This window comes from Nonomuraea rosea, assembly GCF_039539705.1.
In the GTDB taxonomy this organism is placed as follows: domain Bacteria; phylum Actinomycetota; class Actinomycetes; order Streptosporangiales; family Streptosporangiaceae; genus Nonomuraea; species Nonomuraea rosea.
Genome location: NZ_BAABDQ010000021.1, coordinates 163157 through 175685 on the forward strand (window position 1 = coordinate 163157; position 12529 = coordinate 175685).

Here is a 12529-nt window from a genome sequence, read left to right on the forward strand (position 1 = left end):
TGATGGCTCTCGCAACCATCTTTGAAAAGATCGTAGGTCCGGAAGCGAACATCGCGTTCATGGCTTACGACGGCAGCAAGGCGGGGCCGGACGGGGCCGACCTCGCCCTGGAAGTCAAAACCCCGATCGCGGTGGCCTACCTGGCGCAGGCCCCGGGAGAGCTCGGCCTCGCCAGGGCGTACATCTCGGGGCACATCGATGTGCACGGCGACATGTACGCGCTGCTCGACCGCATGTGGAACATCACGACCAACGACCTGACCACGGCCGAGAAGCTCGCCGCGGTCCGTTCGCTGGGCATGAAGCCCCTCCTCATGCGCGTGCCGCCGCCTCCGCAGGAGATCCGGCAGAGTGCGCTGGCCAAGCTGGGCTCCCGGCACGCCAAACAGCGTGACGCGGAGGCCATCCACCACCACTACGACGTCTCCAACCGCTTCTACGAATGGGTGCTCGGCCCCTCCATGGCCTACACCTGCGCCGTCTTCCCCGAGGAGGAGTCGACGCTGGAGGAGGCCCAGTACGCCAAGTTCGACCTCGTGGCCCGCAAGCTGGACCTCAAGCCCGGCATGCGGCTGCTCGACGTGGGCTGCGGCTGGGGCGGCATGGTCATGCACGCGGCCAAACACTATGGCGTCAAGGTGCTCGGCGTGACCTTGAGCAAGCAGCAGGCGGAGTGGGCGCAGAAGGCCATTGCGGAGGCGGGCCTGCAGGACCTGGCGGAGGTCCGTTTCATGGACTACCGCGACGTCAAGGAGGGCGGCTTCGACGCCGTGAGCTCCATCGGCCTGACGGAGCACATCGGCAAGTCGAACGTGCCGTCGTACTTCGAGTTCCTCTACAGCAAGCTGCGGCCGGGCGGGCGCATCCTCAACCACTGCATCACCCGGCCGACCGGCAAGGAGAAGACGTTCAACAAGGGCGGTTTCATCAACCGCTACGTCTTCCCCGACGGTGAGCTGGAGTCGGTGGGCTGGCTGATCAGGCAGATGGAGGACATCGGCTTCGAGGTCCGCCACGAGGAGAACCTGCGCGAGCACTACGCGAAGACCCTGCGCCACTGGTGCGACAACCTCGACACCAACTGGACGGACGCGGTGCAGGAGGTCGGCATGGGGACGGCCCGGGTGTGGGCCCTCTACATGGCGGGCTGCATCGTGGGCTTCGAGCGCAACAAGGTCCAGCTCCACCAGGTGCTGGGCGTCAAGCTCGACCGGGAGGGCCGCTCAGGCGTCCAGCTCCGGCCCTCGACCGACTGGCCGTAGACGGGACCTCGGGAGGCGCTGCGGGTCAGCGCCTCCCAGCGGTCGGCTACTTCTCGTTGGTCGGGCCGGCCGCATGCTTGCCGCGGCTCGCCTGGCTCTCGTCCAGGTTGGCGCCTTCTTGGGAGTCGTCCGGCGTGTCCTGGGGACTGCGGGGTTTGGCGTGCCTGCCCACGCGACCTCCTTTGCCTCTCCTGACTGCTCAACGTGAGCGTAAGGTTACTATCGGCATGGGTCGAGCGCGAATCGCCTCCCGATCAGCGGTGTTCGTCATCCGGCGGCCAGTCCTTGGAGGGTGCCGGTGAGCCCGGCCCAGCTCTCCTCGGCGTCCGGGGTGCGCCCGTGCGGGGAGCGGAACCACGCCACGAACTCGGCCACGTCATCAAGGGCCCATCGCAGCCGGTAGAGCTCCATGGCGGTCTGGTCGGGGGTCCGGCCGGTGGCGTCGGCGTAGCGGGCGAGATCCTCAGGTCCCCTGGCGACCAGCCACAGGTCGCGTTCCGGCACGGCGAGCCCGACCGTGTCCCAGTCGACCAGCAGCCGCCGCTCGCCGGCCCGCAGCAGGTTGCCCGGGTGCGGCTCGCCGTGCGTCACCACCGGCTCGCCGGGCTTCTCCGCCAGCCGGTCGAACTCCCGCAGCCGGCGCCGCAGCATCTCGGCGTGGCCGGCGACCAGCTCTCTCGCGGGCTCGGCGTACGGGCCGCCCAGCCAGGGCCGGTGCGCGTCCAGGAGCGACTGCTCCAGCCCGGCCCGCCCCGGCAGCTCCAGCGGCCGGTCGGGGGTGGAGAGGGGCGCGGGGGTGCGGTGCAGCTCCGCCAGCAGATCGATGATCAGCCCCCGCTCCGCCGGCGAGATCTCCTGCCCGAAGTCGCCGGCCTGGCCGTCGACGAGCGGGAAGACGCTCAGGGCGTACCGGTGACTGTCGAGGCGGACGAGCGTCGCGCCCCCGGACGTGCGCAGCGGGGCCACGACGAACCCCAGCCGCGCCTCCTCGCGCAGCGCAGCCGCCGTCTCCATGGCCAGCCGGAGCCCGTCGAACGACCTGCGCCGCACGTCGGCCACGGTGAGGAACCACCGCCCGTCCGCGACCCAGTGATAGTCCCCGAACCCGACCGGCGCGTAGTCGAGCGTGGCCGCCTCGATGCCCCACTCGCCCAGCGCGGGCCGCAGCAGCCGCTCGTCGAATCCCTCTGGCCGATCTTTCATCCGCTCACGCTAGCGGTCCCCGCCGCCCGGATTAACACCTCGACAGCCTCCTGTACGTCGTCCACCACGTGATCGGCATCGCCCGCGCTCCCGGTCTCCAGCCCCCGATCGATCCAGATGGTCCGCAGCCCGGCCGCCCGTCCGCCCGCGACGTCCTTGGCCAGGTCGTCGCCCACCATCCAGCCCCCGCTCAGCGACGCGCCACAGCGCCGGGCGCCGATCTCGAACAGCCGGACGTCGGGCTTGGCGACGCCCTCCGCACCCGAGATCGCCCACCCGTCCACCCGCTCGGCCAGCCCCGTACGCTCGATCTTGCCGGTCTGGTTGTCGGCCATCCCGTTCGTCACGATCCCGACCGCCGATCCGGCCGCCCGCAGGCGGTCGAGCCCCGCCAGCACCTCGGCGGGGCACGAGACCAGGTGCGGCAGCCTGGCCCGGTAGGCCCCCCACAGCTCTTCGACCGGGTCGGGCAGCCCGTAGCGGTTGCGTACCCGGGTGAAGAACGCGTCCATGGGGAGGGAGCCGTCCGCGTCCACCGCCACCATCCAGGACGCCTCCGTCTCACCCAGCCCGCGCTCGGCCGCGAACTCGGCGGCCCAGGCGCGGAAGGCGCTCAGCCGGTCGATGAGCGTGTTGTCGAGGTCGAAGAGGGCGAGCATCATGCGTTCCGCGCCTTGACGAGCTCGTCGGTGGCCTCGCGGTAGGCGGCGGCGGCCTGCTCGAAGTAGCTCCACAGGGTCGCCTGCTCCGCCTCCGAGTACTGCTGGATCACCGCGGCGAGCCGGGTCCTGGTGCCCAGCAGGACCTTGTCGAGCTCTTCCGGCGCGGCGGCCGTCTCGACCATGACCTTGCGCCGGTCCGCGGGGTCGGGCGCGCGGCGGACGTATCCGGTCCGCTCCAGGCGGTCGATGAGCCGGGTGGTGGCGCCGGTGGTCAGCCCGATCTGGGCGGCCAGCTCGCCCGAGGTGAGCGGGCCGGTGAGGTCGAGCAGGTTGAGCGCGTAGTAGTCGGTGGCGTTGAGCCCGGCGGCCTCGGAGGCGGCCAGGCTGTTGAGGACCATCGCGCTGAGGTAGCGCCGGAAGACCGCGCTCGGATCCGTTGACACGCCTATTCCTCTTCCCTAATCTAATATCTGCAACAGAGCAGATAATTACTCAATGCAGACTCTGTGTTGAGCAAGCTATCAGAAGGAGTCGAGATGATCAGCACGAACGCGGCCGAGCAGGCGGTGCACGCGTTGTTCGGCGAGCTGGCGCGGGCCTGGGATCTGGGCGACGCCGACGCGTACGGCGCCTGCTTCACGGCCGGCGCCACCTACACGACCTTCGTCGGCACCGTCTACCGGGGCCGCGACGACCTGGCGGCCGGCCACCGGGCGCTGTTCGGCTCGGTGCTCAAGGGCACCAGGATGTTCAACGAGATCGTGGACATCCGCTTCTACGGCGACGACACCGCCGTGGTCGCCGGCAGGGGCGACGTGGCCAGGCGGCGGCCGGCCAAGCTGACCAAGGTGCAGACGTACACGCTGGTTCGCGAGGCGGGCGAGTGGCGCATCGCCTCGTTCCACAACACCAGGCGCAAGCCGCTGATGGAGGCGCTGTCGTTCAGGTTCGTCCCGGCCAGCGCGCCGCGCCGATGACGAAGGCGCGGGGCGAACCCCGCGCCTTCGTGAGAGCGAGGGCCGGCTACCGCAGCTCGCGCTTGAGGATCTTGCCGGTGGCCGTCATCGGCAGGGCGTCGCGGAACTCGATGATCCTGGGGTACTTGTAGGCCGCCATGTTCTCCTTGGCCCAGGCGATCAGCTCCGCCTCGGTGACCGCCGAGCCGGGCGTCCTGATGATGTACGCCTTGATCTCCTCGCCGTGCGACTCGTGCGCGACCCCCACCACGGCGGCCAGCGAGACGCCCTCATGGGTCATGAGGACCTCTTCGAGCTCACGCGGATAGACGTTGAACCCGCCCCGGATGATCATGTCCTTGGCCCGGTCGATGATGGAGTAGTAGCCGTCCCCGTCGCGGGTCGCGATGTCGCCCGTACGGAACCAGCCGTCCCTCATGACCTCCGCCGTCGCCTCGGCCCGGCCGTAGTAGCCCTTCATGATGTTGTGGCCGCGGATCGCGATCTCCCCGGGGCCCTCGCCCTCGATCGTCTTCCAGTCGCCGTCGATCAGCTTCATGTCCACGCCCCAGATCGGGGTGCCGATCGTGCCGGGCTTGGTGGGCCGGCCCGGCTGGTTGAAGCTGGCCACCGGCGCCGTCTCCGAGAGCCCGTACCCCTCCAGGATGCCGATGCCGAACGTCTTCTCGAAGTCCTTCAGCACCTCCACCGGCGACGAGGCCCCGCCCGCCACGGCCACCCGCAGCGTGCTCGGCACCGCCGCGCCGTCCGCGTGGATCTTGGTCAGCAGGCCCCAGTACATCGTCGGCACCCCGGCGAAGAACGAGACGCCTTCGCGCACCATGAGGTCGAGCGCCTCGCCTGGCTCGAAGCGCGGCATCAGGACGACCGTCGCGCCGCGCAGGAAGCCGGTGTTCATGACGACGGTCTGGCCGAAGGAGTGGAACAGCGGCAGCACGGCCAGATAGGTGTCGCCCTCGTCGGCCCGGGGGAACATCTTGTCGCTGACCATGGCGTTCAGCAGCATGTTCTGGTGGCTGAGCTCGGCGCCCTTGGGCTGGCCCGTGGTGCCCGAGGTGTAGAGGATCACCGCGGTGTCGTCGGGCGCGGTCTGCACGGTCTCGAACTCGGCGGCCATGCCGCCCAGCGCCGCCCAGATCGACTCGCCGTGCACGGACTCGGTCGCGAGCGGGGTGGCCGGCAGCACGAAGAACTGCTCGCAGCCCTGCGCCGCCTCGAAGCCCGCCTTGCCACGCTCGCCCAGCGGCAGCTCCGGCGTGCCCTCGAAGCAGAACAGCGCCTTGGCGTCGCTGTCGTCGAGGTGGTAGGCGATCTCACGCGACTGCAGCAGCACGTTGAGCGGCACCACCGTCGCGCCGGCCTTCAGGATCCCGTAGTAGACGAACGGGAAGTACGGCAGGTTCGGGCACGCCAGCGCGACCTTGTCGCCCTTGCCGATGCCCCGTGTCACCAGCAGGTTCGCCACCTGATTGGCGACAGTGTCGATCATGGAGTACGGCAGCCGCATATCGCCGAAGACGATGGCGGTGCCGTCCGGGGTGTTCCTGGCGCTGTCCTCCAGGACGATCGACAGATTGAGCATGACGCCCTTCCTCCTCTAGACCGGCTTGGGCGCCATCCTTGCAGGCGAACATACCGACCGGTAGGGGCAAAATCCGCACCCTGTGGTGGTCCGCTGAACGTGGCCCACCACAGGGCCAAAATCCGCATCCTGCGATTGCCCGCATAACAATGGCGAACGCACGCACCAACGGACACAGGCGGATATAGACGTGCCGGGCCGCCTGGAGTAAGCAAGTACCAAGTTACTTACCCCTGGAGGGGTCATGGAGTACGACTACGTGATCGTCGGCGCGGGATCCGCGGGGTGTGTGCTCGCCAACAGGCTCTCGGCGGACCCAAGTGTGACGGTGGCGCTGGTCGAGGCGGGCGGGCAGGACGACAAGCTCGAGATCCGCATGCCCGCCGGCTTCGCCAAGCTCTTCAAAACCGATTACGACTGGAACTACACCACGGCTAAACAGAGCGAGATGTCCGGCCGCGAGCTCTACTGGCCGCGGGGCCGCGTGATCGGCGGCTCGTCCTCGCTCAACGCCCAGATGTGGGTGCGCGGCTGCCAGCGCGACTACGACCAATGGGACGTCCCCGGATGGGCGTACGACGACGTCCTGCCCTACTTCACCAAGGCCGAGCACCGCGTCGGCAGCAACACGGGCGGGGTCTACGGCACGTCAGGCCCGCTGTTCATCTCCGAGCTGCGCAGCCCCAACGTCACCACCGCCGCCTTCCTCCGGGCGTGCGAGGAGCTCGGCTACACCCGGCTCGGCGAGCTGAACGGCCGCTCCAACGAGGGCTACAGCCCCACCCCCGTCACCCAGAACCGCGGCCGCAGGTGGAGCTCGGCCGACGCCTACCTGCGCCCGGCGGGCGGGCGGCCCAACCTCGAAGTGATCACCGGCGCGACGGTCGACCGGGTGGTGTTCGAGGGCAAGCGGGCCGTCGGCATCGAGCACAGCGGCGGCGCCGTGATCAAGGCGCGGCACGAGGTCATCCTGTCCGCGGGCGCGATCGGCTCCCCGCACCTGCTCATGCGCTCAGGCGTGGGCGCGGCCGACGAGCTGCGCGACGCCGGGATCGCGATCGTGCACGAGCTGCCCGAGGTCGGCAAGAACCTTCAGGACCACCTCTCCACCGGCGTGTACGTGGAGTGCAAGCAGCCGGTCACGCTCACCAAGGCCGAGTCGATCGGCAACCTGCTGCGCTACATCGTCCTGCGTTCCGGCATGCTGACCACCAACGTGGGCGAGGCGGTCGCGTTCATCAAGACCTCGGCCGGGGAGCCCGCGCCCGACATCGAGCTGATCTTCGCGCCCGGGCCGTTCATCGACCATGGGCTCACCCCGCCGACCGGTCACGGGCTCACCGTCGGGGTCGTGCTGCTGCAGCCGGAGAGCCGCGGCAGGATCGGGCTCAACGGCAGGGACCCCGTCATCGATCCCGGCTACCTGACCTCGGAGGCCGACGTCAAGCGCCTGGTCGCGGGGCTGAAGGCGGCCAAGCAGGTCTTCGCCACCGCCGCGATGAAGCCGTACGCGGGCGGGCCGATGGCGCCGTACTGGGCGCCGGACAGCGACGACGAGCTCGCCCAGTGGACGCGCGAGCGCGGCGAAACGCTCTACCACCCCGTCGGCACCTGCCGCATGGGGACCGACGACGCCTCGGTGGTGGACCCCTCGCTGCGGGTACGCGGCCTGGAGGGGCTCAGGGTCGTGGACGTGTCGATCATGCCGACGCTCAACCGCGGCCACACCCACGCCCCCGCGATCATGATCGGCGAGAAGGGCGCGGATCTGGTCAAGAAGCGCAAATAGCCCGCCTCTTGACGTAAGTGGTCACTTGCAGAAGGCTCGATGGTATGACGCTGCCCGTGGATCTGGACCTGTCGGAGATCCCGTTCTGGGGACTGCCGCAGGCCGAGCGCATGGAAGCCTTCCGCAAGCTGCGCGGGCTGGAGCGCCCGGCGTTCGTGCGGGAGCAGACCGTCCCGTTCGTCGGCGGGGGTCCCGGTTACTACGCCCTGGTCCGCCACGCCGACGTGACCGAGGCCAGCAGGAACGCGGCCGTCTTCAGCAGCGAGCCGTGCTCCAACAGCATCCCCGACATGCCGCGCTGGCTGAGCGTGTACTTCGGCTCGATGATCAACATGGACGACCCGAGGCACGCCCGGCTGCGCAGGATCGTCTCCAGGGCGTTCACGCCGCGCGTCCTGTCGAAGATGGAGGAGGACCTGGCCACGGCCGCCGCGGAGATCGTGGACCGGGCGATCGAGGAGGGGCCGGGCGACTTCGTGGCCCAGGTGGCCGCCCGGCTCCCGGTCCGGGTCATCTGCGACATGATGGGGATCCCGGCGACGATGCACGACGTGGTGCTCCGGCGGACGAACATCATCCTCGGCAACGCCGACCGCGAGTACACCGGCATCGACCCCGGCTTCAGCCGCGTCAACGTCGCCCGGGGCCTGGCCAAGCTGCTGCACGCCGGGTTCTCGCTCAACCGGCTGGCCGCCCGGCTGGGCGACGAGCGGCGCAAGCGGCCCACGGGCGATCTGGTGAGCCTGCTGGTCAACGGCGAGGAACGGCTCACCTCGCAGGAGTTGGGATCGTTCTTCATCCTGCTGGTGGTGGCGGGCAGCGAGACCACCCGCAACGCCATCGCGTACGGGCTCAAGCTCTTCACCGACCACCCTGAGCAGCGTGAGCTGCTGCTGGGCGACTTCGACGGCCGGATCGTCAAGGCGTGCGACGAGATCGTCCGGTACGCCACGCCGGTGATCCAGTTCCGCCGGACGCTGACGCGCGATCACGAGCTGAACGGGACCGCGTACAAGAAGGGCGACAAGGTGTTGCTCTTCTACAACTCGGCCAACCGCGACGAGTCGGTCTTCACCGACCCCGACGCGTTCGACATCACCCGTGACCCCAACCCGCACGTCGGCTTCGGCGGCCCCGGCCCCCACTACTGCCTGGGCGCCCACCTGGCGCGCAGGGAGATGACCGTGATGTTCCGTGAGCTGTTCACCCGGCTGCCCGCGATCAGGGCGGAGGGCGAGCCCGACTTCCTGCTGTCCAACTTCATCAACGGCATCAAGCACCTGCGCTACACCTTCTGACCCGCGCTCCCGCCGGCAGCATGGGAGTGGTACTCCTGAGGCGGGCCCGAATGCTAGGTTTCGCAGTCATGGAGATCAGGACTATCCACGCCAATGGGGTGGAGTTCGCGTATCTGGCGATGGGTGAGGGGCCGCTGGCACTGTGCCTGCACGGGTTCCCCGACACCGCGCACACCTGGCGGCACCTGATGCCCGCGCTGGCCGAGCGAGGCTACCGCGCGGTCGCACCGTTCATGCGGGGGTACGCGCCCACCGAGGTCCCCGCCGACGGCGCCTACGAGGACGCCGCGCTGGTCGCCGACGTCCGCGCCCTGCACGAGGAGCTCGGCGGCGACGAGAGCGCGGTCGTCATCGGGCACGACTGGGGCACGTTCCCCGTCTACCCGACGGCGGGGCGCTTCCGGCGGGCCGTGGCGCTCGCGGTGCCGCCGCCGGGCTCGCTCGCCACCGCCTTCCTCGACTACGAGCAGCTCAAGCGCTCGTTCTACATCTTCCTGTTCCAGACCGGCGTGGCCGAGGTCGCCGCCGCCAGTCCCGGCTTCCTCGAAGGGCTCTGGCGCGACTGGTCGCCCGGGTACGACGCCGGGGAGGACCTGGAGTTCGTCCGGCGCAGCATCGGGGAGCCGGCCAACCTCGGGGCCGCCATCGGCTACTACCGGGCCATGCTCGGCACCACGCCGCGCTCCGGCCGCCACCCGGCCGTCGAGCCGGAGCCGGGGCCCGTCCTGTACCTGCACGGAGCTCAGGACGGCTGCCTGAGCGCGGAGCTGGCCAAGGACGCGGCGAGTCACCTGCCGCCCGGGTCGCGGGCGGAGCTGGTGGCGGGCGCCGGTCACTTCCTCCACCTCGAACGGCCCGCCGAGGTCAACCGGCTCATCTTGGACTGGCTCGGCCCGGCCTCCTGAGGCCCGCTGCACGGCCCCGCCCGGACCGTCGGCTATTCTGCGGGCTCCCGGTCGGGGCGTGCCGCTTCGCGCACCTCAGGACCGCCGGCCTGGCCTCAGGGCCGCCAGAGCGGCGCACGGTGCGGCCGAGGACCCCCGGGATGGCACGTGGCGTGCCGCAGTAACGCCCGGGGTAGCACGTGGCGTGGCCTCAGGTCCGCCGGGCGCGGGGGCGGTGTCCGCTGAGCACGGCGATCACCGGGTGCTGGCCCGACAGGCTCACCTGGACGGCCTCCTCGACCGCGAAGCCCGGCGGGATGCCGTCGTGGACCAGCGCCACGGCCAGCCCGCCGGGGGCCAGCACCCGGCGTACCTCCCGCCACAGCAGGCCGGGGTCGCCGGCGAGCAGGCCCGCAGGGGGCACCTGCCGCCCCCAGGGCGGGTTCACCAGCACGCGGTCCGCGCGCCCGTCACCCACCGGGATCCGCCCGCCGTCCGCCACGGCCCACGCGAAGGACGCCCGGCGGCCCTCCGCGCGGGCCGCGCGGGCGTTGGCGCCGGCCGCGCGGAGTGCCGCCCGATCGTGGTCGAACCCGAGCAGCCGCATCGCGGCATGCCCGCCTTGTTCTGGAGCACCCGTCTCGCCTGCGGCGGCCCGAGCCGGCGCGGCCGGTTCGGCGGGTGCGATCGCCTGGGTCAGCGCGGCCGCCTCGATCAGGGTGGTGCCCGCGCCGCAGCACGGGTCGAGCACCGTACCGGCGTCTCCGAGCCGGGCCAGCGCCGCCATGGCGGCGGCCACCGGCGGGTGCAGCGTGCCCCGGATCGAGGCCAGCTTGTACGCCCGCCGATGCAACGGCCGCTCGGCCAGCCGGAACGCGATGACCGCCTGGTCGCCCTCGATCGTGACCCGCCACGACATCGCCCCCTCGGGCGGCCGCCCGCCGTTCCTCCTGGAGTGGTACGGCAGCCGCAGCGGCCGAGCCAGCTCGGCCCCCACCGCGTCCTCGATCTCGAACCGGGTGTAGTTGCGCCGCCCGACGAACGACGCCGACACCTCCAGCCCGCCGCCGGACCTCCCCGGACCCAGACCCCGACCCGGACCCAGACCCGGACCCAGCCCCAGCCCGGCCGGATCCACCTCGCGTGCCGCCCTGGCCAGCCGGCGCAGCGCGGAGCGGCCATGGCCGACCCCGTCCACCACGGCGGCGGCCAGCAGCACGTCGTCGGCCGTCCGCAGGCTCAGCAGCGCCCGCTCAGGGGACGAGGTCTCGAACCACACCTCGCGATGGCGCATCCCGCGCACCACACCGAGCCTGGAACGTCGAATCTCCGTGGCCACCAGGGGCTCGATGCCATGCACCGCCCTGGCCACGGCAAAGGTATGCACGTGTCCTTCTCCCACGTCGCGACCCGGGACGGCGGTTGCTCAGCCGTCCCGCATCGCCGGCGGTGGGGTCGTCCGCGACCCGCCGGCGGGTCGCTAGCGGAGGAAGAAGAAGAACGTCATGGCCGGCACCCTACCCGCACCCAGGCAGCCGGAGCGAAGCATTATTTTCCAGGACGTACGTACGGTGTACGTCATATCTATTGACGTAAGTGCCCGCTTTTCCAATGATGGCCTCATGAGCGTCCTTGACTTCGACCTGTCGGATCGTGACTTCTGGGCCAAGACGATGACCGAGCGCGAGGACGCGTTCGATCGGCTCCGTGCTCGCGAGACCCCGGCGTTCTTCGAGGAGATGGAGGTCTCCTTCGCGCCGAAGGGCCCCGGCTACTACGCGCTGGTCAAGCACGCCGACATCCTCGATGCCAGCCGCAACCCCGAGGTCTTCTGCTCGGGCGACGGCGGCGCGACGAACATCCCGGACATGCCGCCGGAGTTCACCGAGTACTTCGGCTCGATGATCAACATGGACGACCCGAGGCACGCCCGGCTGCGCAGGATCGTCTCCAGGGCGTTCACGCCCAAGATGATCAAACAGTTCGAGGCCGACGTGGAGACGGCGGCCGGCGCCATCGTGGACGACCTCCTGGCCAAGGGGTCCGGCTGCGACTTCGTCACCGAGGTCGCCGCCCGGCTGCCACTGAAGATCATCTGCGACATGATGGGCATCCCGGAGCGCGACTACCAGTTCGTCTTCGACCGCTCCAACCAGATCCTCGGCGGCTTCGACCCCGAATACACCGGCGGCGACCTCGACCAGATCGCCGTTCGCCTGCTCAACGCCGGGATGGAGCTGCAGCAGCTCGTCCAGGACCTGGCCGCTCACCGCGCCGACCACCCCACGAACGACCTGACCTCGTCCCTGGTCAACGCCAACATCGACGGCGAGCGCCTGACGATGCAGGAGCTCGGCTCGTTCTTCATCCTGCTGGTGGTGGCCGGCAACGAGACCACGCGAAACGCCATCTCCTACGGTCTGCGCCTGCTGACCAAGAACCCGGACCAGCGCGCCGCCTGGCTGCAGGACATCGACGGGCGCGCGCCGGGGGCCGTGGAGGAGATCGTCCGGCTGGCCTCGCCGGTGAACTTCATGCGCCGCAAGGTCACCAGGGACCACGAGATGAACGGGCACCTCTACCGCAAGGGCGAGAAGGTCGTCCTGTTCTACTGGGCGGCGAACAGGGACGAGGCCGTGTTCGCGGACCCGTACCGCTTCGACATCGCCCGCCACCCCAACCCGCACGTCGGCTACGGAGGCCCCGGCCCGCACTTCTGCCTCGGCGCGCACCTGGCCAGGCGGGAGATCACGGTGATGTTCCGCGAGCTGCTGCGCCGCGTGCCGCAGATCGAGGCCGGCCGCCCGGACCGGCTGCACTCCAGCTTCATCAACGGCATCAAGCACATGGAGTGCACGTTCTAGCCGGTGAT

At 70.1% G+C, this 12529-nt stretch carries 11 protein-coding genes; 6 read left to right on the plus strand and 5 right to left on the minus strand.

Going from position 1 to position 12529, the window contains the following annotated elements; genetic code table 11:
- The first annotated feature begins 2 nt into the window (after positions 1–2).
- Positions 3–1262: a class I SAM-dependent methyltransferase gene (locus ABEA43_RS38615; protein ID WP_345569885.1), complete on the plus strand. Its 1260-nt coding sequence runs from the start codon at positions 3–5 to the stop codon at positions 1260–1262.
- A 267-nt stretch (positions 1263–1529) separates the two neighbouring features.
- On the opposite strand, the gene ABEA43_RS38620 is transcribed toward ABEA43_RS38615, so the two are convergent.
- From ABEA43_RS38620 to ABEA43_RS38630, 3 genes are read right to left on the minus strand one after another with little or no spacing between them, the layout of a single operon-like run.
- A complete protein-coding gene (locus ABEA43_RS38620) occupies positions 1530–2465 on the minus strand; it encodes a phosphotransferase (RefSeq protein ID WP_345569887.1) in 936 nt (311 codons plus the stop codon).
- Positions 2462–3127 (minus strand): HAD family hydrolase, encoded by a 666-nt coding sequence (locus ABEA43_RS38625; protein ID WP_345569889.1) that lies wholly within the window; start codon positions 3125–3127, stop codon positions 2462–2464. Before ABEA43_RS38625 ends, ABEA43_RS38620 begins: the two co-directional genes overlap by 4 nt.
- A complete protein-coding gene (locus ABEA43_RS38630; RefSeq protein ID WP_345569890.1) occupies positions 3124–3570 on the minus strand; it encodes a MarR family winged helix-turn-helix transcriptional regulator in 447 nt (148 codons plus the stop codon). Before ABEA43_RS38630 ends, ABEA43_RS38625 begins: the two co-directional genes overlap by 4 nt.
- A gap of 93 nt (positions 3571–3663) precedes the next feature.
- Here ABEA43_RS38630 and ABEA43_RS38635 point away from each other — a divergent pair, with 93 nt between their 5' ends.
- Positions 3664–4104, plus strand: coding sequence for an SgcJ/EcaC family oxidoreductase (locus tag ABEA43_RS38635; RefSeq protein WP_345569892.1), 441 nt, complete (start codon positions 3664–3666; stop codon positions 4102–4104).
- A 46-nt stretch (positions 4105–4150) separates the two neighbouring features.
- On the opposite strand, the gene ABEA43_RS38640 is transcribed toward ABEA43_RS38635, so the two are convergent.
- On the minus strand, positions 4151–5686 hold the full coding sequence (locus ABEA43_RS38640) for a long-chain-fatty-acid--CoA ligase (RefSeq protein WP_345569894.1): 1536 nt from the start codon (positions 5684–5686) through the stop codon (positions 4151–4153).
- A 244-nt stretch (positions 5687–5930) separates the two neighbouring features.
- Here ABEA43_RS38640 and ABEA43_RS38645 point away from each other — a divergent pair, with 244 nt between their 5' ends.
- The 3 genes from ABEA43_RS38645 to ABEA43_RS38655 all read left to right on the plus strand — a co-directional run bounded on the left by ABEA43_RS38645 (position 5931) and on the right by ABEA43_RS38655 (position 9678).
- A complete protein-coding gene (locus tag ABEA43_RS38645; RefSeq protein ID WP_345569895.1) occupies positions 5931–7475 on the plus strand; it encodes a GMC family oxidoreductase in 1545 nt (514 codons plus the stop codon).
- Between the two features lie 44 nt (positions 7476–7519).
- A complete protein-coding gene (locus ABEA43_RS38650) occupies positions 7520–8773 on the plus strand; it encodes a cytochrome P450 (protein ID WP_345569897.1) in 1254 nt (417 codons plus the stop codon).
- Positions 8774–8841: 68 nt separating this feature from the next.
- Positions 8842–9678, plus strand: a complete 837-nt coding sequence (locus ABEA43_RS38655; protein ID WP_345569899.1) for an alpha/beta fold hydrolase — start codon at positions 8842–8844, stop codon at positions 9676–9678.
- Between the two features lie 190 nt (positions 9679–9868).
- On the opposite strand, the gene ABEA43_RS38660 is transcribed toward ABEA43_RS38655, so the two are convergent.
- On the minus strand, positions 9869–11044 hold the full coding sequence (locus tag ABEA43_RS38660; protein ID WP_345569901.1) for a TRM11 family methyltransferase: 1176 nt from the start codon (positions 11042–11044) through the stop codon (positions 9869–9871).
- Between the two features lie 235 nt (positions 11045–11279).
- Here ABEA43_RS38660 and ABEA43_RS38665 point away from each other — a divergent pair, with 235 nt between their 5' ends.
- A complete protein-coding gene (locus tag ABEA43_RS38665; protein ID WP_345569903.1) occupies positions 11280–12521 on the plus strand; it encodes a cytochrome P450 in 1242 nt (413 codons plus the stop codon).
- Positions 12522–12529: the final 8 nt, after the last annotated feature.